We start from the raw sequence: 21701 nt of genomic DNA, 5'->3' as shown, positions 1-21701 counted from the left end.
CGCGGCCAGGGCGGTAGTCCCCACTTGATAACCACCCCCCAAGGGCCCCCACTTTGCATAAGCTGAAGTCACATCTTTGGGCTAGGGCAGCTCTGGTTCATGGGGTGAGCGTTCTGCTCGATCGAGTCACCCTTGGCCAGCCGCGCCGTTTTGCCTCCGTTTAACGAATCGTTGACCGCCCGTTGACGGTTTTTTGATAACTTTTAACAACTCGATCGCACAACCGACGCAACGCGCATGGATTTCGGAGTTGGATTTCTCTCAAACAACGTCATGCTGCCGATCCTGGATTTTTTCTATGGAATCGTGCCCAGCTATGGCCTCGCCATCATCGCCCTGACGCTGGTGGTGCGCTTTGCCCTCTATCCGATCAGCGCTGGCTCCATCCGCAGTATGCGGCGGATGAAGATCACCCAGCCGATCATGCAGAAAAAGATCAAGGACATTCAAGAGCGCTACAAAAGCGACCCCGCAAAACAGCAGGAAGAACTCAGCGCCGTTTACAAGGAATTTGGGAACCCCCTGGCCGGCTGTTTCCCGATTCTGGTGCAAATGCCCGTGCTGATTGCCCTGTTCACCACCCTGCGTGGCTCGCCGTTTGCGGATGTGCCCTACTCCGTGAATCTGCAAATTTTGCCCCAGGAGCAAATTGAGCGGGTGCAACCGGAAGCGTTTGCCACCCCGCCCAAGAACATCTACATTTCCGACAGCACCCACTATCCCGTGGTTGGGTTGTTGCCCGGTGGCACGCGCCTGGCCGTGGGTGACACCACCAAGCTGGAGTTCCAAACGCCCGAAGGCAAAACCCTGAACACCCTGGCCACAGAAGCCGGTGGGGACATTGATCTCTCGCCCAAGTGGCAAGTGATGAAGGGAGCCGAGCGGGTGCAGTTGGGCCCCAACGGTGAAATCACGGCGCTGCAACCGGGGGATGTGACCCTGCAAGGGACGATTCCCGGCCTGGCGGCGAGCAAGGGCTTCCTGTTCATCAGTGCGCTGGGCCATGTGGGCGCAGTGGACGATGAGGGGATCCACTGGGATATTGTGGCGATGGTGCTGCTGTTTGGTTTGAGCCTTTATGTCAGCCAATCGATTTCCAGCCAAGGGGCAACGGATAACCCGCAACAGGCGGCGGCCAATAAGCTAACGCCGATTATCTTTTCGGGGATGTTTCTGTTTTTCCCCCTGCCCGCTGGGGTGCTGATGTACATGGTGGTGGCGAACCTGTTCCAAACGGCCCAAGCGTTCATTTTGTCTCGGGAACCGCTGCCGGAGAATATCCAAAAGATGGCGGAAGCTCAGGGCATTGTGGATGTGAAGGCGGTGGCGGTGGATGGCGCGACGGGCCGGCTGCCGTTTGAACCCAAGGGCACGAAGGCCAGCAGCCCGGCGAAGAATCAGCCGAGCAAGGGCCCAGGCAACAAACCCAGCACGAACAACAACAAGCAAAAGGGCAAGTCGTGATGAGTGATCCGGGCGATCGGGGACGAATTTGGCTGGAGGGGCTGCTGGCGCGCTTGGGTTTGCCGACCCAGGTGCAAGCCCAGCACGACCCGATCGATAATGCGCTGAACTATTGGCTCACGATCGATGGTTCGCCCTGGTCTCCGGAGCAAATCACCAGCGTGGTGGGTGAAGCGGGGGTGACCCTGGATGCGATGCAGTATTTGGCGAATATGCTGCTGAATGTGGGAGTCGATCGGGATGACCATTGCGGTTACACGATCGAACTCAACGGCTACCGGGCCCAGCAACGGGCCGAGCTGGAGTCAGTGGCGGCCAATGCGGTGTCGCAGGTTCGTGAAACGGGGGAGTCGGTGGCGATCGACTCACTCTCCTCATCCCAACGCAAACAGCTCCACGCCATGCTCGCGGCCTACAGCGACATCGCCACCCACAGCGAAGGCCAAGAACCCCACCGCCGGTTGGTGGTGGCCCTGAAGTCAACCGAAGCCTAGCCTGACCCGTGCCGCTGGGCCTTGGGGGTTCGGCGGTTTGGGTTGGGCTGGCCATTCGGGAATGGCCCTCGGTCTGCTGCCATTCCCGATCGCACCCATCTTTACCCTCCCCGCTGCGGGGTTCCTACCGTGGATTCGGTCTATATTCCCCACATCCTGAAGGCCACCAATCGGACGATCGGTTGGGAATTCAAGGATTTTCTGCCAGGCTTGGAAACCCTCACCCCCGTGCGCGGCAAGTTGCGCGTGGTTCACCGGGGCAATTTCCTGGAGGTGTCGGCCCAGGCGGAAGGAATTGTGACTCTCACGTGCGATCGCTGCCTTTGTCAATACAATCAGCGGCTGGTGGTCGATACCCAAGAGCCGATTTGGTTGGATGAGGCGGCGGAGTCTAAAGATTTACCCCTAGAACGAGAGATCAGCGCTGAGGATTTACAAGAATCCTTGTCGCCAACGGGTTATTTTTATCCCGAAGATTGGCTCTATCAGCAATTTTGTCTTGAATTGCCAGCCCAGCAGCTTTGTAGCGAAGACTGCCAAGGAATTTTGGAGCCGGAAGACGCTGTGGAAACGCGACCGGCGATCGATGCCCGTTGGTCGGCCCTGGCTTCCCTGAAGAACCAGCTCGATCGCTAAGGTGCAATCTTGTGACGGGTTTGGGCCCTGGCTGGCCTTGTGGCGAGTAATCTTGTGGCTAAGGGCCTAGCGGGCTTGGCAACGGGGCGGCATTTCCATCAACGTCAAGGGTTCCAGCGGCGGATTGCCCACCCATTGGCGCTGAATCTCGCAATGACTCACCTGAAGGGCTGGGTTCGATCGCCCCTGAGCATTGACCTTGAGCTGAATTTGATAATCCGAGGGCAAATTGCGGGCAAAGGGTTTATTCACCAGCACCTGTGTCCAGCGTAGCGGCGTTAGCTCCGGGGGCGATCGATGCTCACCCATCACCCAAGCGGTGTCCGCATTGCCGCTGGTGTAGATGCGGTACTGCTGATTGAGCTTGGGCGACACTAGCGCACCCACCCGGGCTTGTAGTTCTGCGCCGTCGCGGGCAAACCGCCCATACTCCTGATAAAACATCTGCTGGGCCCGCACCACATGGCCCACCGAGGGCTTCAAGGGAGAACCACAGGCACAGGCCGGCGGCGAGGCCACCCAAACCAGACCGCCCGCCAGCACCGTGCTCACCACCAGAGCGCTGGTCAGCCAAGGAGAAACCCGCCAAGCGAAGAATGGGTGCTGCTGGCTGGGTGTTATGGGGCGATCGGGTGTTGGTTGTCCGTCGTTGGGTTGGTCGCCACGGTTTGCACCAAAATCCGTCTCAAAATCAGAACTTTGAAGATCAGAACTTTGATGCTGTTTCATACCGGTGCTTTTGAAGTGGGCTAAGGCGGCGGCGGGATCATGCCAGCGGGCCGGCGGCGCATGAACTAGCGCAACTTTTGCTTAATGAATGTCACAAGCTGGGTTAACTGCTTCTTCAGTTGATCCACTTCCGCTTGCAAGGTCGCCACTTTTTGCTCCAGGGCCTGGATTTCAGCGGCGGAAGCACCCGGCGCAGCCACGGGCGCGGCGGCCGGTGCAGCCACGGGCGGCGGGGCCACGGCTGGAATCCGCGAAGCAATCCGCATTGCTTCTTTGATGGATTCGATTAGCTCTTTCTTTTCAAAGGGCTTTTCGATGAAGGCAAATCGCTCGAAGGGTTCCGAAATTTTTTCGGTCACTTCTTCTTTGCGCCCCGACATCACCAGCAGCGGAATCGCTTGCAGGTGGGGTTGGGTTTGAATTTCTTGATAGACTTCCCAGCCGCTCTTTTTGGGCAACAGGAAATCCAACATGATCAGGTTGGGATGTTCTTGCTGAATGAGCTGTAGCCCTTCGAGTCCGTCTTTGGCTTCGAGAACCTCAAAGTTTCCGGCTGGCAACATTTCTTTGACGCGCTGCCGAATCACTTTGCTGTCATCGATGACGAGGATTTTGTGTGTTGCCACGACTTTCTCCTTAGGCTTGCGTGCAGACGATTCGGGAGTGATAGGGGCGATCGCCCTTCAAGGGGGCGGCGCGCTGCATGAAAAGTTAGGAAGCGATCGCTCAAGACCGCATTCAGCCACCATCGGGGCCGAAAACAGGCTGGCAATGGATACCCCTGCTTAAGATACGAGCGATCGGGACTCTCCGGTAGTCTCCAGGGGAAATATCTGGAAAAATCTTTCCGAAAACTCCCGAAGACCGTTGCAAATCCTGGGGTTGAGTCCGCCAGGGATGTTCAGCGATGTTTCCAGGTTACTGGATCGACAGCCAAGGCCCTTGGGCATCTGCGATTCCAGTATATGGCGATCGTCCCGAGGTTTGAAAAGCCCCGCCGCTGGTGCGATCAGTTTCCCGATCGCGAGTGCTGCTTTTCCCAAGCTTGCCCCCATGCGCGATCGCCCGGCACGGCTTCCCAAAATCAGCCAACTATTTCCCAAAATCAGCCAACTATCGCCCCCAAACTGCGCCTTGCAATTTTCCCCCAAGTGCCCCCAAACGCCCCCAAGCGCCCCCAATTTCTTCTCAAAATTTCCCCAAACAGCGGTCAAACAATCGCCCCGCAATTCTTACGCCACAATAGGGGAAATTCATTTGCAAAATCCATTTGCCGCCTGTGTCGCCGTCCTCTTCTTCCAGTGCCGCTAGTGCCCCCAGTTCCGCTGTGCCCGAAGGGTTGCCCACCTGGCTGAAACCACGCTTGGGCCGGGCCAGTGAGTTAGCCGAAGTTCAGCGCATCATCAAGCAGCGGCAAATTCACACTATTTGCGAGGAGGGCCGTTGCCCCAATCGCGGCGAGTGCTATGCCAATCGAACCGCCACATTTTTGTTGATGGGGCCCGTTTGTACCCGATCGTGCGGCTTTTGCCAGGTGGACAAGGGCCATGCGCCAATGCCGATCGACCCGAAAGAACCCCGCAAGGTGGCGGAATCGGTGGCGCTGTTGGGGTTGCGCTATGTGGTGCTGACTTCGGTGGCGCGGGATGATTTGCCCGATGGGGGGGTGAATGTGTTTGCACAGACGATCGCCGCCATTCGATCGCAATCCCCTGGCACGGAAATTGAAGTGTTGACCCCGGATTTTTGGGGCGGCCAGCCCGACCCCCAGGCTAAGCAGCGATCGCGGGTGGAAGCGGTGGCGGCCCTGCGGCCCGCTTGCTATAACCACAACCTGGAAACGGTGGAGCGGCTGCAAGGGCCCGTGCGGCGCGGCGCTAAATATCACCGATCGCTGGATGTGTTGCGCTGGGTGAAAGAACTGGATCCCACCATTCCCACCAAGTCCGGGCTGATGTTGGGTCATGGGGAAACGGAAGCGGAAATTTTGCAAGCCCTGGAAGATTTGCGATCGGTGAATTGCGATCGGCTGACCTTGGGCCAATACCTACGCCCGTCCCTAGACCATTTACCCGTCCAGAAATATTGGACACCGGCAGAGTTTGACCACCTGGGAGCGCTGGCCCGCGAGCTGGGATTTACCCAGGTGCGATCGGGGCCCTTGGTGCGCAGTTCCTACCATGCGGGGGAGGCGGATTGAGCTGAATGATTGCCCGTAGTTGCCGATGATTGCCCATCGTTGCCCCAATCATTGCCCATGGGTCGATCTCGCCTGGTCACTGCCTTATAGACTCAAGGGGCGATCGCCGTCGGTGAAATAGACCCGATCGACCGGCCAAAGTCGATTGCGCGTGAGGGTCGCCTGCAAGCTGCCAAACAGGGTTAACTGTTCGCAACTGGACAGGGATTGGAACTTGCGGCGGCCATCGGGATTCAAGCGCAGGTCAATGGTGACCGATCGCTTGGCCGTGTCCAAGCTGATGCGATAGTGGCGCAGGTCAAAGGCCGGATCGGGTTTGTCGCCGGTTGCTTCAATCAACAGCCGCCCCACGGCCGCTTCCAAGGGCCGATCGCGCGGGACTTTCACCGACTGGGCCACCAAGCCTTTGCAAGCACCGTCCGGCTTATACAGATCCACCGAAACCGTGTCGGGCAGCGGATCCGAATCAATTGCCGCTGCCTGGGCGGAAGGGTCGCCGGTCAAATTACAGCCCGCCAACCCCGGAACCATGGCCAGGGCCAGCAGCGCCAAGGCCAAAGGAGCGCGGCGAGGGGTTGCGGGTCGCGAAGCCTGAGAAAACTTGGGGCGATCGAGCATCATGGCGAAAATTCCAACGAGGAGTAGTGCTGAAGGGGGGGCTGAAAAGAAGGTGACTCAATCTTGCCGGTTTGGGCCAGCCAGCGTCTCCGAACTGGAAAGCTTTCTGAATTGGGTCTGAATGGAGTCTGAACGGGGGCCAGATCCCTGATTGGTCGGTGGCGGGGTGGCGCTGGGTCGGGGGCTGAATGGGGTGTTTAAAATCTAGTGCTGATTGGGTGTTGATTGGGTGCTTGATCGGTTCTTCAAAGGCGCGATCGCCCAATCCGTATAAACCACCGTGCAAATAAACCACCGTACAAACCGCCGCGCCAGTTCCCGTGTGAACGATTAATCGGCCCCTGATTCGATCGCCCAGTCAAATCCCCTCCACCAGCGCACCCGTTTGCGCTGCATTTGCGCTTCAATGGATTGCTGGCCCGCATTTCCCCTCGCCCCATGACCACTGCAAGCTGGACGCACCGCCACGTCTTATCGTTGGCGGAGTTCTCGCGCGAAGACTACGACACCGTGTTGACCACCGCCGCTAGTTTTCGCGAGGTGTTGTCCCGTCGCACCAAAAAAGTGCCCACCCTTCAGGGGCAAGTGGTCACCAACCTGTTTTTTGAACCCTCGACCCGCACCCGCAGCAGTTTTGAGCTGGCGGCCAAGCGCCTATCAGCGGATATTCTCAACTTTGCGCCGGGATCCTCTTCGCTCACCAAGGGAGAGACGATCCTAGACACGGCCAAAACCTATTTGGCCATGGGGACAGACATTATGGTGATCCGGCACAAGCAGGCCGGCGTGCCCCAGTCGATCGCGGCGGAGATGGATCGGCTGCAGTCCGGGGTGAGTGTGCTGAATGCGGGGGACGGCCAACACGAACACCCTTCCCAGGGATTGTTGGATCTGTTTTCCATCTGCCAGGTGTTGAATCCCCAAAAACCGTCGATCGGGGACTTGCGGGGCAAAAAGGTGGCGATCGTGGGCGATATTTTGCACTCACGGGTGGCTCGATCGAATCTGTGGAGCCTGACGGCCGCCGGGGCAGCCGTGCATTTGGCCGGGCCGCCAACCCTGCTACCTCGGGAATTTGCCCAATTTTTGCCGCCAACGGCCGATCGATCGCCCCTCCAAATTCATTGGCAACTGGAGCCGGCCTTGGCCGATGCGGACTTTGTGATGACTTTGCGGTTGCAACAGGAACGGATGAGCCAACACCTGCTGCCCAGCTTGCGGGAATATCACCAACGCTATGGCATTACGCGCGATCGACTGCGGCTCTGTCAGCCCCAAGTGCGGGTGTTGCACCCGGGCCCCACGAATCGCGGCGTAGAGTTGGCTTCCGATGTGATGGATGACCCGGCCCTGAGCTTGGTTCCGGATCAGGTGACCAGCGGCATTGCGGTGCGCATGGCGTTGCTTTACCTGATCGGGGGCGGCAAAGGCTAACCCATTAGCCCATTCTCCAGTCAAGCATCCGAGGGCGAGTTCGCCACCGTTTAACGAAATGCCGGTTTATTGGTTTTGGGGTGAGGATGATTTTGCGATGCAGCGGGCGATCGACCCGTTGCGATCGCGTGTGGATGCGGCTTGGGAAAGCTTTAATTTTGAAAAAATCCCGCCCGATCGCGAGGATGGCCTGCTGGCAGCTCTGGCCCAGGCGGTGACTCCTCCCTTTGGTGCGGGCGATCGGCTGGTGTGGCTGGCGGAAACGGCCTTGGCCCAGCGCTGTCCCGACGATTGGTTGCGAGAGCTGGAACGCACCCTGCCCCAAATTCCCGACAATGCCATTTTGCTGCTCACCTCCCGCCAAAAGCCCGATGGCCGCCTCAAGTCCACTAAATTGCTCCAGAAGGCCAAAAACACCGAAATTCAGGAATTTTCCCCGATTCCTCCCTGGAAAACGGAGGAGCTGTTGCAACAGGTGAAACGGGCCGCCCAAGCGATGAAAGTGAAAATTAAACCCGAAGCGGCGGAATTGTTGGTGAATGCGGTGGGCAATAACACGCGCCAACTCTATAGCGAGCTGGAAAAGCTGCAATTATTTGTGGGCGATCGCCCGATCGCCAAGGAAGATATTCACCACCTCGTTTCCGTTTCCACCCAAAGCAGTTTGGAGCTGGCGAAGGCCATTTCCCTGGGGCAAATTTCCCAAGCTTTGAAGCTGATTGCGGATTTGATCGCGCGGAATGAAAATCCTTTGCGAATTCATGCTTCTCTGGTCACCCAGTTTCGGCTGTGGCTGTGGGTGAAGCTGATGCTTGATCGGGGCGAGCGGGATGATTTGGTGATTGCCAAGGCGGCAGATTTGGGCAACCCCAAGCGACTTTTTTTCATTAAGAAAGAAGTGCAACCTATGGGACTCAAAGCACTTCAAAAAAGCCTCCAGCTTCTCTTGGAGCAGGAAACCCTCCTGAAGCGGGGCAGCGACCCGATCGAAACGCTGCAATCTAAGGCGATTGAACTCTGTTTGCTGTTCCAAAAAAACTAAGCAGCAGAATCATTTTCTTTAAAAAAAGCAATGGCTCGAACAGGATCAGAATCTCAAAAAATAATCAGCAAATGGTCGGCTAATGGATCGGCTAATGGATTAAATCCTTGCTGGTTTTAGCTTCAAACCCCCAGAAATTTGCGACAATAGGCATAGGACAAAAAATCAGACAAAGATTAATTGCCTCCCGATTTGCAGCACCAAAATTTCAGGCAGGGAATACCAGTGGCTCCACCCCCCATCCGAGTGCTGTTGGTTGAAGATTCCGAAATTGCCATCCGGCTCCTGCGGCGGGCGATCGAGAGTACCGGTGCGCTGCAAGTGGTGGGCACGGCCCGCACGGGGCTGGAGGGGTTGGAACTGCTGGAAACGACCTATCCCGACGTGATTTGCACGGATTTGCATATGCCGCGCATGAATGGGCTGGAATTGACCCGCGAGGTGATGGGGCGATCGCCCCGGCCCATTTTGGTAATCAGCAACTCCGTTCGCGAAGACGATCGGCGCACGGTGTTTGAGTTGCTGGAGGCGGGTGCGGTGGATGTGTTCCCCAAACCGGTGATAAGTTCGCCGGAACAATATGCTCAAGTGGCGGCCCAGTTAGTGGCCAAGATTCGGGTGCTGGCGGGGGTGAAGGTTTTCAAGCTGCGGCGATCGCTATCCCCCTCGCCGTCACCCACGATCGCGCTGCCGTCGGTGCTGGTGCAAGGGCCAGCGATCGAACGGGCGATCGGGGCGATCGGCGCTTCCACGGGCGGCCCCCAGGCCCTGCGGGAGATTTTGAGCCAATTACCATCGCGTTTTCCCCTGCCGCTGGTTTGCGTGCAACATATCAGCACGGGCTTCTTGCGGGGATTGCTGGATTGGCTCAGCCTCAATTGCGCGCTGTCGATTCAAATTGCCCAAGCGGGCCAAACCCCGCAGCAGGGCGTGATTTACTTTCCGCCGGAAGGTCACCAATTGGAGTTTGATCTGCAAGGGCGGTTCGTCACCTTTCGCACGGAGCCGGTGGATGGCCATTGCCCTTCGGTGACAGCCACCTTTCGCGCCATGGCTCGGGTCTTTGGCAAACGGGCGATCGGGATTTTACTGACGGGCATGGGCAACGACGGCGCAAAGGGCCTGCTGGAACTGTCCCAAGCGGGCGGCTGGACGATCGCCCAAGATGAGGCCAGTTCCGTGGTGTTTGGAATGCCCCGAGCGGCGATCGAGCTGGGCGCGGCCAAACAGGTGCTTCCCCTCAGCTCGATCGCCCTGCATTTGGTGGAACGCAGCGGCAGCCTGGCCCGTTCCGGCTGATTAACCCCGCAGGCACTCGCGTCCGGGAACCCGATAGGCCACAATGGAGAGCGCATCATCCATCGGTTCGATCGAGTTCTCCTGCCATGTCCTTTGTTGGTCTCCACATCCACAGCGATTACAGCCTGCTCGATGGGGCGAGTCAACTGCCCGCCTTGATTGATCGGGCCATGGAATTGGGCATGCCCGCGATCGCCCTGACGGATCACGGAGTCATGTATGGGGCGATCGAACTGCTGAAAGTTTGTCGCGGCAAACCCATTCGCCCGATCATTGGCAATGAAATGTATGTCATCAACGGCAGCCTTGATGACAAACGAAAATTACCGAAATATCACCAAGTTGTCCTGGCGAAAAATAAACAGGGCTATAAAAATCTCGTTAAATTAACCACCGTTTCCAACCTGCAAGGGGTGCGCGGAAAAGGCATTTTTGCCCGTCCTTGTATTAATAAAGAACTACTAGAAACCCATCGCGAAGGTCTAATCGTCACCAGTGCTTGCTTAGGGGGCGAAATTCCCCAAGCCATCTTGGCCGGGCGTTTTGACGTGGCGGAACGGGTTGCCCAATGGTACAAAGAAATTTTTGCCGATGATTTTTATTTAGAACTGCAAGACCACGGCTCCCAGGAAGATCGAGTGGTAAATGTGGCCTTGGTTCGGCTAGCCCGCCAATTCGATATTCAACTGATTGCCACCAACGACTCACACTTCATTTCCTGTTTTGATGTGGAAGCCCACGACGCATTGCTTTGCATCCAAACCGGCAAACTAATTACAGAAGATAAACGACTGCGCTACAGCGGCACGGAATATCTGAAATCGGCCGAAGAAATGGCCCAACTGTTCCGCGATCACCTCACCGATGATGTGATTCAAGAGGCCATTAATAACACCCTCAAGGTGTCTGCAAAAATTGAAGATTACAACATCTTGGGTCAACCCCGGATTCCCGACTTTCCGGTTCCTCCCGGTCACACCGCTGACACCTACGTGGAAGAAGTGGCTTGGCAAGGCCTTTGTCAACGCTTGGGTTTGGCCTCTCGACAGGAATTGATCGATCGACATCCTGAATATGTGGAACGCCAAACCTACGAACTGGAAATGTTGCAACGCATGGGCTTTTCGGCCTATTTCCTCGTAGTTTGGGACTACATCAAATTTGCTCGCGATCACAATATTCCCGTGGGTCCCGGTCGGGGCAGCGCTGCCGGTTCCCTAGTTGCCTATAGCCTCGGCATTACCAACATTGACCCAGTACACCATGGCTTACTGTTTGAGCGATTCTTGAACCCAGAACGGAAATCCATGCCCGATGTGGATACAGATTTCTGCATTGAAAAACGAGATCAAGTAATTGATTACGTCACCCAAAAATATGGAACCGATCGGGTAGCGCAAATTATTACCTTCAACCGGATGACCTCCAAAGCCGTGTTGAAGGATGTGGCGCGGGTGTTGGATATTCCCTACGGGGAAGCCGATCGAATGGCGAAAATGATTCCCGTTTCGCGGGGCAAGCCGGCCAAGTTGAAAGTGATGGTTTCCAATGAAACGCCTGCCCCCGAATTTAAGGAAAAATATGACAAAGATGAGCAGGTTCCCGGCGCGCTACCGGGGGTGACCTATCGCCGCTGGCTAGATATGGCGATGCGGATTGAAGGCACGAACAAAACCTTTGGGGTTCATGCGGCCGGCGTGGTCATTTCCGCAGATCCCCTGGATGAAATCGTGCCGCTGCAACGGAACAATGATGGCTCAGTGATCACTCAATATTACATGGAAGATATTGAGGCCGTTGGATTGCTGAAGATGGACTTTTTGGGTCTGAAAAACCTAACGATGATCCAAAAAACCATTGACCTCATTGAGCGTACCAGTGGCAAAACCATTGATATTGACAGTGTGCCGGAAGATGATCCCAATGCTTACAAACTGCTGGCAAGTGGCGATTTGGAAGGGATCTTTCAGTTGGAATCTTCCGGAATGCGCCAGGTGGTGCGGGATTTGAAACCGTCCAATTTGGCTGATATTTCTTCAATTTTGGCCCTCTATCGACCAGGCCCCCTTGATGCTGGTCTGATTCCACAGTTTATTAACCGGAAACACGGTCGAGAGGCGATCGCCTATGACCACGAAATGTTGGAACCCATTTTGAACGAGACCTATGGGGTTTTGGTGTTCCAAGAACAGATCATGAAGGTGGCCCAAGAGTTGGGGGGCTATACCTTGGGTGAAGCGGATCTGCTGCGACGGGCCATGGGGAAAAAGAAAAAGGAGGAAATGGAAAAACACCAAAGCATTTTTGTCGATGGGGCCGCACGCAATGGCATCAAGAGCAAAATTGCCGAAAGTTTGTTTGACCAGATGGTGAAGTTTGCGGAATATTGCTTTAACAAATCCCACTCGGCAGCCTATGGCTATGTGACCTACCAAACGGCTTATTTGAAAGCCAATTATCCCGTTGAATATATGGCGGCGTTGCTGACTTCCAACAGCGACGATCGGGATAAGGTGCAAATGTATATTGCCAGCTGTTTGCGCCTGGGGATTGATGTGGAGCCACCGGATATTAATCGATCGGATGTGGACTTCACACCGCTCAAGGATGCATCAGGAAAACGGGGCAAAATTCTGTTTGGCTTAGGCGCAGTTCGGAACTTGGGATTGGGGGCGATCGAGTGTTTATTGCAGGCGCGATCGGAAGGTGGTTCCTTTAAATCTTTGGCTGATTTGTGCGATCGAATTGACTTGCGATCGGTTAACCGGCGGGCCTTGGAAGCATTGGTGCAGTGCGGTGCATTGGACTGCTTGCAGGCTAATCGCCGTCAATCGATGGCTGATTTGGAGTTAATTATCGACTGGGCCCATAGCCGGGCCAAGGATCGAGCCAGCGGCCAGGGCAATCTGTTTGATTTGTCCATGGGACTGGAATCCGCAAGCCATGCCAAAACGCCAGACAATGTGTTGGATTTGGCTCCCAAAGCGCAACCGATGGAAGATTATCCCAAACAGGAACGGTTGAATTTGGAGAAGGAATTACTCGGATTTTATATTTCCGATCATCCCTTGAAGGATATTCAAAAACCCTCTCGGTTGTTGGCTCCCATGAACCTGTCAGAACTGGGCGAGCGACCCGATGACAAGGCAACGGTCAGCGCCATTGTGATGTTGAATTCCGTGAAGCCGGTGGTGACCAAAAAGGGCGATCGAATGGCCATAGTGCAAATTGAAGATCTGACGGCTCAGGCGGAGGCGATTGTGTTTCCCCGGGCCTATGAGCGAATTCACCCACTGATTCAGCCCGATCGACAGTTGATGATTTGGGGCAAGGTCGATCGCCGTGATGATCAACCCCAATTCATCATTGAAGATGCGGAACCTGTTGACCAAATTCAACTGTTAACAATCGAGATTTCTGCCGATTTGGCCGGCAACATTGAACAACAACACCAGTTACGAACCTTGCTGCTGAATTGGGCGGGGGATGATGCCAAAACACCCGTGATTGCCATTGTGCGCGGGGAGGATGGCCGCCGTGAATTAGTGCGGTTTGGCCCCCAATTCCGGGTGCGCGATCCAGGAGCCGTCACCCACGCGCTTTCCAACGCGGGATTCGCTGCCCGATCGATGGCCTTGGTCAGTGCATCCTAGGGTTGAGAGGGTTTTATAAAATGCGAATTTTGGTGGCGATTCCGCACTTTTTTCATCCTGACGCTGATGGGAAATATGGTTCCGCCAGGCGCGATCCCCGGCCGCGAATTGCTGCCCTCAGCCAGGGAATTCAGGCACTGCATAGCCTTTTTAATGCTCGCCAAATTGCCTTCCAAGATCAGCCCCAACAGGGACTACAAATTCAACAGGTGAACCAATGGACAAGTTGTGAACTAAATATCCTGCTTTGCACAACGGGCGATCGCCATTTGTTGTCACAATTGCCCGTCAGTCGCCATCTTTTTCAGCATATTGCCCTGAATTGTCCCGATCGGGAGTTGGGGTTTTATTGCCAGCGAGTTTTGGGCGATCGGCTCTCGGAAAATTATGACTATTATTGTTATTTGGAAGATGATTTAACCATTCGTGATCCCCTATTTTTTCTGAAACAACAATGGTTTCAGTCACTCCTAGGCGAGACTGCCATCTTGCAGCCCCATCGTTTTGAATGGTCAAATCCATGGCTCAATAATTCTTTAGCAACCGGTTCTTGGGCAACCGATGAAATCGGTGAATGCTCTGACTCATCTACCTCGCATTTGGTCAGCTCAACCCATCCTGATGTACTAGGCAGCAATCATCCAGAAAGCCATCATTCAGCGAACTATCACGCGAACTATCACAAGGTCTATGTTGATCCAGACTTTGAAAGCAAAACTGGCCAAAATCCGGGATTTGCCCACCATTTCACTGAGCGGCGCGTTTTGGTTGGCCAGTTTCTCGGTCAACCGATCCAATTCCAACGAGCGGGAAATCCCCATGCGGGTTGCTTTTTTCTGACCCGATCGCAAATGACCCTTTGGGCTTCGACAGTGGACTTTGGGCAACCCAGCAATCAGTTTATTGGCCCCTTGGAAAGTGCTGCTTCGCTCCACCTCATGCGCTATTTTCGGGTCTATAAACCGGCGCTATCATGGGCCAACTTTCTGGAAATTGAACATTGGGGACAGTACAACAGTCGAGACTTGCTGAATAACCTGCACTTAGTACAATTTCAGCCCAAAGTGGTTTCCTATGCAGCCAACAATTTTCCTAATGGATGATTTGATGGCTTGCTCCACGAATTCAGTACTCAGCTAACTGCTTACTGAGCCTTTTACTGAGCCTTTTACTGAGCCTTAAAACCATCCAGTGCCAACAAGATAAACTGGGTCACTTGGGCTTCTCGAAAGTTATTGTCACTCACCAAAATGATGCTTTGGCGACCGTCTGGTAACTGGGGGCCAAGGGCCAATCCTTCCAAGTTATCGATCGGGATGCCCAGGGTTTTAAAGTCCAGCAGTAGTTTTTTATAAGCGGGTTTCACATCGGGTAAAGCCCCCCGCAAATTGGCATAGCTGGAGGTGTCTGTGGCGGTTCCTAATTCCACCTGAAAGAGTTTGGCTCCAAAGCCTTCTAGGGGGTCAAAGGTGCGCTCCAAACTGAGGAAATGTCCGCCTTGATCGAGGGGCATCAAATCCACCAAACCGTTACTAATGGCGGTGCTGCTGGCCGGATCCATTTCGTACAAATGCTCAGAAATGGGAAATGGGGGCCCGTCGCCCAAACTGAAATGTAAAATGCGCGATCGGGGCGGAATCGTGGGGCGATCGCCCTCGGCTTGCTCGGGTTTCGGCTCCAAATCTTGGGCCAGGTTTTCTTCGGTGGCTGTGAACGCCCGAAACGGCTCTACAGGGGAGGGATTTGCTCCCACGGGCACAATGCCCAGCGCCTCAAAACCCAAATTATCGCGAATTCCTTGGGGCGAACCGTCCGCCGCGTTGCCAGGTAGATAGCGACTGGGCAAGGGCAGGGGCGATCGCGTGGCCATGCCCGTTTTGCGATCAAACTCGCGAATCATGGGCGGAATGCCCTGTTTTACGTCGCCTTCGCTGGAAATTAAAACCGTATTTCGTGGGGTAATTGCTAACCCTTCAGGATCAATTTCTCCTGCCGCAAAAGGCTCACCCGATTCATCTCGTAAAATGGTGACACTTTCAACCGTCACGCGATCGATAGTCTGCCCTGCTTTGACCGATGAAGGCGCTGAATTTTGATCAGAAATAGAGGCCCCAGAAGGATTAGGATTGTCGGTCGATCGCCAGGAAATTTTGAGCGTATAGAACCTTGCGGGAGCTAAGTTAGAGCGATCGTCAGAAAGGGCCAGAAATTGATCGGTTTGGCGATCGTATGCTAAGGCCGAAAGCCCTCCCACGGGCGTGTCCATGATCTGTTGAGTGGGCAACAAATAGGCCCCCAAAAAATCAACGGACAATGGCAATAGCAACCGAGACTCTGCACTAACTTGGGGCAATCCACAGCCGCCCACCATCAATCCAAAACAGATGAGCAAGGCCAGACCGCGATGGGCCAAGCGTCCCTTGCCGATCGCTTGCAGTCCAGAATGCCAGCCGAAGCCATCGAGCCTGGTTATTTTGGATAGGGATCGGAACCAAGGTTCCAAGAAGTTGCGATCGGGTGGGCTGCTGTGCATGGCGATCTCCAACGATCAAGGAAACGGGTTTACTTGGCTGGTAATTCTGTAGCTTTGTTAGTTTGGTTTTGAGTTGGCTTGGTTTTGATTTTTGGCCGTTGAAGATCTCTATTTTGGGGTCTGAACTGGGGAGCGTTATTGCCCTAATTTTTCAGCCTAATTCCTGGTTTGCTGGGTTACCTCTGATGATTATTGAAATGGAGCCTTAACCATTGGAAGCTTCGTGACCCACGCTCACCACATCAGGCAGCGATCGACGAAGTTTATAGAGCCAAAACAAACCCAAACCGCCCAAAATCACCCCGGTCAAACTCACCATCTGAGCCATGCGCAGGGGGCCAAACATCAGACTATCGGTGCGTAAACCTTCAATCCAAACTCGACCTAAACTATAGGTCACGGCATAAACACAACCGATCGTCCCGGGTCGCAAATTAGGCAACCGCAAAAAGAGGGTCATTAATAACCCGAAAACTCCCAAATTCCAGAGCGATTCGTACAGAAATGTGGGATGGAAATACTCAAATCCTTCATAGCCCAAGGGGCGACGATCGGGCGGAATATAAAGCTTCCAAGGTAAATCCGTTGGCCGCCCAAAAGCTTCGGAGTTAAAGAAATTGCCCCACCGCCCGATCGCTTGGCCCAAAATCAACGAAGGCGTAATGACATCCACCAACTGCCAAAAGGGAATTTTGTTGAGGCGAGAAAACAGCAACAATGCCGCCAAGCCACCCAAAATAGCGCCATGAATTGCAATGCCGCCTTCCCAAATGGCGATGATCCGCTCTGGATGGGCTGCGTAGGCTGACCAATTAAACAGCACGTAATAGATCCGAGCGGCCGGCAAGGCAGCTAACACCAACCAAATGGAGACATCGGCAACCAAATCCCGATCAATTCGACGCTTAGTTGCCAGCCATTGAGATAGGCTCACGCCCGTCATCAGGGCGATCGCAATTAAGAGTCCATACCAGCGGATGATGAGGGGGCCAAATTTCAGAAAAACGGGCCCTGGCGAAGTGAATTGCAAGGCAAGTGGCAGCACAACAGCTCTCTCAAACGCAACAGCAATGACAGGATCAAAACTTCTTCCAAACCACCTTTCAGCCGCTTCCAATCAGAAGGAAGAATGCGAAAAGATCGGCAACAATAGCCAAAAAGCTAATGAACCAGCCCTGATTACAACAGCCCTAGAATTTCGCCATTACCTGCCACCACTTCGCCTAATTGCCAAGCAGCAATTCCCACCTGGTTGAACTGCGTCAAGGCAGCCGCAGCTTCAGCAGCAGGCACCAAAACCACGAAGCCCACGCCCATATTAAAGGTATCGAACATGGCCGCGGTTGGCACATCGCCCGTTTGGGCCAACCACTGGAACAGGGGGGGAATTTGCCAACTGTTGCGATCGACCGCTACGGCTTGGTTCGGCCCCAAGGTGCGCGGCAAGTTCTCCGGCAGTCCGCCACCGGTAATGTGCGCCATGCCATGGATCGACAGGTCAGACTTCAGCAAGTTCAAAATGGGCTGAACATAGATTTGGGTGGGCGTGAGTACCAGCTCACCTAAGGTGCGATCGCCCGTCAGCCCTGCTACTCGATCGCCCCAAGTCAGGCCCGCCTGTTCAACTACCTTGCGCACCAGGCTAAACCCATTGCTGTGCAGTCCTGAGCTGGGCAGGGCGATCGCCACATCACCCACCTGCACCTGAGCACCGGTCAGGAGGCGGCTGCGCTCGGCAATGCCCACGCAAAAGCCCGCCAAATCATATTTTCCTTCGCTATAAAATCCCGGCATTTCGGCCGTTTCGCCGCCCAGCAGAGCACAACCCGCCTGCTCACAGCCGATCGCAATGCCTTCCACCACATCGGCCATAGCCTCCGGGCGCAGTTTGCCCGTGGCGATGTAGTCCAAGAAAAAGAGGGGTTCGGCTCCAGAGGTCAGCACATCGTTGACGCACATGGCCACCAAATCAATGCCCACGGTGTTGTGTTGACCGGTTTTTTGGGCAATTTCCAGCTTTGTACCCACGCCATCGGTTCCGGAAACCAATACCGGCTCCTGATAGCCCGTGGGCAGCGCAAAACAACCGCCAAAGCCGCCCAGTCCCCCAAGCACCTCAGGACGGAAGGTGCGTTGCACGCGATCGCGAATGCGATCCACAAAGGCGCGACCCGCTTCAATATCGACCCCTGCTTCCCGATAGTCCACGGTTGCTGTTCCTCTCGAAGTCGCCCGCCGCTCCTGAGGGAGACTTTCCTTGAGAAATAATCCCTTGAGAAGTAATCCCTTAAGAAATAGTCCCTTGAGAAATAACCCTTGAGAAATAAATCGTTGGGGGCGGGGCGCTGAACGGCATGGATTTTAGCATTCAGGTTGCCGCAAGCACTATGAACCTTCAGCCTTCCAAGCGTTTAGCCCAGCCTTCAGCCAGTTGCGATTCTGTCCTGTGGGCGCTCCCAAAGGAACTAATTTGGGGTCGGGAAATCTTAAATTTTTATTAAAACGATGATCGAGCCTAAGGGGCTGAAATCCTTTGTTTTCCATGGCGATCGAGCAGGGAGCGATCCCCACCGATGCCAGACCCAGAGCGCCGCCACTGGGGATCAGGCGGTCTGCTGCGGTTGACTGTGGTAACCTACGTCAATCTTGCAGTCAAAACTTTGCGGTTCTTAACAAAACCCTTGGTGGCAACTGCCGGAGAGTGCGAAGCGGTTGGAAATCTTGCCGATTCAGCTATCCACCCATTGATTGCGATCGCCACGGCCAATCGCTTTCTGTCCACTGTGTTGTTGCCCTGTGCAGCGTTGGTTCCCAGCTTTGGTTCCTTGAAACTATTGCTAACTGGGTTCCGGCATTGGCCAGCCTCCGAGTTCACCAAAGCCGCCATCTCCACTGTGCTGAATGTTGCGCTGGAGTTTAGACGGACGCTTGGTTGCTTCGGAGCCGCTGTGTTGATGCTCTGCTAGGGTGCATGACCAACCGACAGACCTCCTAGGTTCCCGGTTTTGCAATATCGAGTTCGATCGCCCCTGACTAACCTCCATGAACTCCCCCTGAGTTCCCCGGCGATTAACTGATACTCCAAAACCTGTTGATGCTCCGGTGCATTTTGCGCCAACGTCTCTAACTTTCCCGATCGCCCCTCGGTGGTCTTTTGTCAGTTAACTCCAACTAGCTCCCACTTCGTTTCCCTTCGACCATTGCATGTTCGTGAGCATCGGACGGCCAGAGCCTGATCACTGAACCTAGTTTGAGGCGCGCGTGACGTTTACCCCACCACGCCATGAATTATTCCATTCAAAAACTGACGTTGTTGGCTGCCTCGGTGGCCGCCGTCGCCTTCGGTGCTGAAGCTCCCGCCCTTGGGGAAGAAATTCAACCCATTCCGGCCCAAGCTCAGCCCACCCCCTCAGTCATCTTGGCAGCGGAGTTAACCGCTCCCACCCTGGCCCTCCAGCCAGCCGCTGAAATGACTGGCGCGCGCATCAGCGCCGCTGCTGCGATTCCACAGCCCACCGCGATCGGGTCGCAACTGTACGGAATCACCAAGGTTCATGCCCACCAACTGGGCAACCGGCCAGCAGTGACGCTCTATGTTCGCAACATCCCCGTGGTAACTTTCCTGGCCAACGACGAAGCCAGCACCACCAACGCCCTGGAACGGGCCACCGCCACCGCTCGCGAAATTGACCAACGCCACGCCAACGGCGTGGATGCCCAGGCCATTCGTTACGAGTGGAGCAACCGCGAAAATCGCTATTGGGTGACGATGGGCGGTCAGCCGCTGGTTGCGATCGATCAAACCACCCTTGCCCCCCAACCCACTGCCAGCTACTCAGCCGATGCAGTGCAGGTCGCCAACCGCCTGCGCCGTCAGTTGGGAAATGTTCAACCCTTGGCTTACAACGGCCAGTTGCGGATGCGGGCTGCCTCGAACCAGTCGGGCGATGATGCGCTGGGCAATCCCAACGCTAATGGCCTGCGACATAACGGGGTGCTCTACGCGGTGCGATCGAGCCAAACGGGACAGGCTTCCTGGTATGGGCCCGGTTTCCACGGCAACCGCACGGCTAACGGCGAGCGTTTTAACCAGAACGCCCTCACCGCTGCTCACCGAACCCTGCCTTTTGGCACGTTGGTGCGGGTCACGAACCTGCGCAACGGTCGATCGGTGATTGTGCGGATTAACGATCGCGGGCCTTTCACCCGTGGCCGCATTGTTGATCTGTCGGTGGCTGCTGCTCGCGAAATCGACATGTACAGCTCCGGGGTGGCTTCCGTCCGGTTGGAAGTCCTGCAAGCTCTCCCGGGTGATGTGGCATCGGTTCCTAACCCGTAGAATTTTCCTGTAAAGCTTTCCCGTAAAGCTTGCTCGTAAAACCTTAATCTTCGGTTTTCCGAAACAGGGGGGCTAGTTCTTTAAGAATTAGCCCCTTTTTGCATGACTGGTTTAGAAATCAACCGCTACTAACTCATCGCCAGCATTCGTTGAATGGGCTGGAGAGCGGCTGATCGCACGGACTCATCCATTGTGATTTCAGGCGATCGCGTCTTCATGCAGAAATAGAGCTTTTCTAAAGTATTCAGCCGCATGTGTGGGCATTCATTACAAGCACAATTGCCCTCGGGTGGCGCGGGGATGAATTGCTTTTGGGGTTCTGCCTTTTGCATTTGGTGCAAAATTCCAGGTTCCGTGGCCACAATAAACGCCGCCCGATCGCTCCGCTGCACATGGTTGAGCAAGGCCGTGGTGGAACCAATGAAACTGGCATGGCGCAGCAGGGGCGGTTCACATTCAGGATGGGCAATCACTTCCGCCTCAGGATATTGAACCTGAAGTTGCACCAATTTTTGTTCCGAAAAGGTTTCATGGACAATGCAACTACCATCCCAAAGCACCATCTCGCGACCCGTTTGTTGCATCACGTAGCGGCCTAAGTTGCGATCGGGCGCAAAGATAATGGGTTGTTCTGGGGGAATTTGTTGCACAATTTTGACCGCATTGGAACTGGTGCAAATAATGTCACTCAGGGCCTTAATTTCAGCGGTGCAATTGATGTAACTAATCACCAAATGATCGGGATGGCGAGCCTTGAAAGCGGCAAATTCACTCGCCGGGCAACTGTCCGCCAAAGAACAGCCCGCTTCTAAATCCGGTAACAACACCTGCTTGTGGGGGTTCAGAATTTTGGCTGTTTCTGCCATGAAATGAACTCCCGCAAACACGATCACATCCGCATCGGTTTGGGCTGCCTGCTGGGAGAGACCCAACGAATCGCCAATATAGTCGGCAATATCTTGAATTTCCGATTCTTGGTAATAGTGGGCCAAAATGACGGCGTTGAGTTCGCGCTTGAGGTCGCGAATGGCAGCAAAAAGATCGTGAGGAACGGCGGTGGGGCGATCGAGCGCGGCTGCAAACACGGCAGTATGAAGATAGGCGGGTGAAGTATGGCAATTATAGTACTTTTCACCAAAATATACACCCAGCCCCTCTGCCGGGAGATCGCGATTCGAGTCCGCTTTGATCGGGATGGCACTCGGGACTTGATCCGCTGTTGGCCCAATCGCTCCACAATCGAGCAGGCAACCATCCCAC

18 protein-coding genes are annotated in these 21701 nt (G+C 54.9%); 11 read left to right on the top strand and 7 right to left on the bottom strand.

The genetic code is table 11. The features are described 5' to 3' along the window. Nucleotides 1-237 precede the first annotated feature (237 nt). From yidC to H6G53_RS04590, 3 genes are all read left to right on the top strand, one after another. On the top strand, nucleotides 238-1464 hold the full coding sequence (yidC, locus tag H6G53_RS04600; protein ID WP_099534331.1) for a membrane protein insertase YidC: 1227 nt from the start codon (nucleotides 238-240) through the stop codon (nucleotides 1462-1464). Continuing rightward, nucleotides 1464-1958 carry a R3H domain-containing nucleic acid-binding protein gene (locus H6G53_RS04595; RefSeq protein WP_099534330.1) on the top strand — a complete coding sequence of 165 codons (495 nt, stop codon included), beginning with the start codon at nucleotides 1464-1466 and terminating at the stop codon, nucleotides 1956-1958. Before yidC ends, H6G53_RS04595 begins: the two co-directional genes overlap by 1 nt. A gap of 129 nt (nucleotides 1959-2087) precedes the next feature. Next, nucleotides 2088-2594 carry a YceD family protein gene (locus tag H6G53_RS04590; RefSeq protein WP_190531298.1) on the top strand — a complete coding sequence of 169 codons (507 nt, stop codon included), beginning with the start codon at nucleotides 2088-2090 and terminating at the stop codon, nucleotides 2592-2594. 66 nt (nucleotides 2595-2660) lie between these two features. On the opposite strand, the gene H6G53_RS04585 is transcribed toward H6G53_RS04590, so the two are convergent. Together H6G53_RS04585 and H6G53_RS04580 are read right to left on the bottom strand one after the other, a co-directional pair. Beyond that, nucleotides 2661-3323, bottom strand: a complete 663-nt coding sequence (locus H6G53_RS04585; RefSeq protein ID WP_190531108.1) for a hypothetical protein — start codon at nucleotides 3321-3323, stop codon at nucleotides 2661-2663. Nucleotides 3324-3388: 65 nt separating this feature from the next. Beyond that, on the bottom strand, nucleotides 3389-3949 hold the full coding sequence (locus H6G53_RS04580; RefSeq protein WP_099534327.1) for a response regulator: 561 nt from the start codon (nucleotides 3947-3949) through the stop codon (nucleotides 3389-3391). A gap of 653 nt (nucleotides 3950-4602) precedes the next feature. On the opposite strand from H6G53_RS04580, the gene lipA reads away from it, so the two are divergent. Beyond that, the gene (lipA, locus tag H6G53_RS04575; RefSeq protein ID WP_347343093.1) at nucleotides 4603-5523 is read left to right on the top strand and encodes a lipoyl synthase; all 921 of its coding nucleotides are present in this window, start codon (nucleotides 4603-4605) and stop codon (nucleotides 5521-5523) included. Between the two features lie 84 nt (nucleotides 5524-5607). Here the strand turns inward: lipA and H6G53_RS04570 are convergent, their stop codons facing one another. After that, the gene (locus H6G53_RS04570) at nucleotides 5608-6144 is read right to left on the bottom strand and encodes a hypothetical protein (protein WP_190531104.1); all 537 of its coding nucleotides are present in this window, start codon (nucleotides 6142-6144) and stop codon (nucleotides 5608-5610) included. Between the two features lie 435 nt (nucleotides 6145-6579). Here H6G53_RS04570 and H6G53_RS04565 point away from each other — a divergent pair, with 435 nt between their 5' ends. The 5 genes from H6G53_RS04565 to H6G53_RS04545 all read left to right on the top strand — a co-directional run bounded on the left by H6G53_RS04565 (nucleotide 6580) and on the right by H6G53_RS04545 (nucleotide 14672). Next, complete coding sequence (locus H6G53_RS04565) at nucleotides 6580-7575, top strand: aspartate carbamoyltransferase catalytic subunit (RefSeq protein ID WP_099532479.1); 996 nt, start codon at nucleotides 6580-6582, stop codon at nucleotides 7573-7575. Between the two features lie 58 nt (nucleotides 7576-7633). Then, complete coding sequence (gene holA, locus H6G53_RS04560; protein ID WP_190530077.1) at nucleotides 7634-8617, top strand: DNA polymerase III subunit delta; 984 nt, start codon at nucleotides 7634-7636, stop codon at nucleotides 8615-8617. Between the two features lie 225 nt (nucleotides 8618-8842). After that, a complete protein-coding gene (gene cheB / locus H6G53_RS04555; protein ID WP_190531102.1) occupies nucleotides 8843-9916 on the top strand; it encodes a chemotaxis-specific protein-glutamate methyltransferase CheB in 1074 nt (357 codons plus the stop codon). Between the two features lie 86 nt (nucleotides 9917-10002). Continuing rightward, the gene (locus H6G53_RS04550; RefSeq protein ID WP_190531100.1) at nucleotides 10003-13569 is read left to right on the top strand and encodes a DNA polymerase III subunit alpha; all 3567 of its coding nucleotides are present in this window, start codon (nucleotides 10003-10005) and stop codon (nucleotides 13567-13569) included. Between the two features lie 20 nt (nucleotides 13570-13589). Next, complete coding sequence (locus tag H6G53_RS04545; protein ID WP_190531098.1) at nucleotides 13590-14672, top strand: hypothetical protein; 1083 nt, start codon at nucleotides 13590-13592, stop codon at nucleotides 14670-14672. A 65-nt stretch (nucleotides 14673-14737) separates the two neighbouring features. Here the strand turns inward: H6G53_RS04545 and H6G53_RS04540 are convergent, their stop codons facing one another. The 3 genes from H6G53_RS04540 to purM all read right to left on the bottom strand — a co-directional run bounded on the left by H6G53_RS04540 (nucleotide 14738) and on the right by purM (nucleotide 18310). Then, the gene (locus tag H6G53_RS04540) at nucleotides 14738-16102 is read right to left on the bottom strand and encodes an esterase-like activity of phytase family protein (RefSeq protein ID WP_242030736.1); all 1365 of its coding nucleotides are present in this window, start codon (nucleotides 16100-16102) and stop codon (nucleotides 14738-14740) included. A gap of 205 nt (nucleotides 16103-16307) precedes the next feature. Continuing rightward, on the bottom strand, nucleotides 16308-17144 hold the full coding sequence (gene lgt, locus H6G53_RS04535) for a prolipoprotein diacylglyceryl transferase (RefSeq protein WP_190531294.1): 837 nt from the start codon (nucleotides 17142-17144) through the stop codon (nucleotides 16308-16310). A 137-nt stretch (nucleotides 17145-17281) separates the two neighbouring features. Continuing rightward, entirely contained in the window at nucleotides 17282-18310 is a 1029-nt protein-coding gene (purM, locus tag H6G53_RS04530) for a phosphoribosylformylglycinamidine cyclo-ligase (RefSeq protein ID WP_190531096.1), read from the bottom strand. A gap of 365 nt (nucleotides 18311-18675) precedes the next feature. Here purM and H6G53_RS04525 point away from each other — a divergent pair, with 365 nt between their 5' ends. Both H6G53_RS04525 and H6G53_RS18655 read left to right on the top strand, forming a co-directional pair. Further along, on the top strand, nucleotides 18676-19068 hold the full coding sequence (locus H6G53_RS04525) for a hypothetical protein (RefSeq protein WP_190531094.1): 393 nt from the start codon (nucleotides 18676-18678) through the stop codon (nucleotides 19066-19068). A gap of 317 nt (nucleotides 19069-19385) precedes the next feature. Continuing rightward, nucleotides 19386-20441 (top strand): septal ring lytic transglycosylase RlpA family protein, encoded by a 1056-nt coding sequence (locus H6G53_RS18655; RefSeq protein ID WP_190531092.1) that lies wholly within the window; start codon nucleotides 19386-19388, stop codon nucleotides 20439-20441. A gap of 128 nt (nucleotides 20442-20569) precedes the next feature. On the opposite strand, the gene nadA is transcribed toward H6G53_RS18655, so the two are convergent. Further along, complete coding sequence (gene nadA, locus H6G53_RS04515; protein WP_099532482.1) at nucleotides 20570-21526, bottom strand: quinolinate synthase NadA; 957 nt, start codon at nucleotides 21524-21526, stop codon at nucleotides 20570-20572. Between the last annotated feature and the right edge of the window lie 175 nt (nucleotides 21527-21701).

Origin of the sequence: Limnothrix sp. FACHB-406 (genome assembly GCF_014698235.1) — a bacterium.
GTDB lineage: Bacteria > Cyanobacteriota > Cyanobacteriia > CACIAM-69d > CACIAM-69d > CACIAM-69d.
The sequence above is the reverse complement of the archived record's forward strand: the minus strand, read 5'-3'. Positions and strand labels throughout refer to the sequence as shown.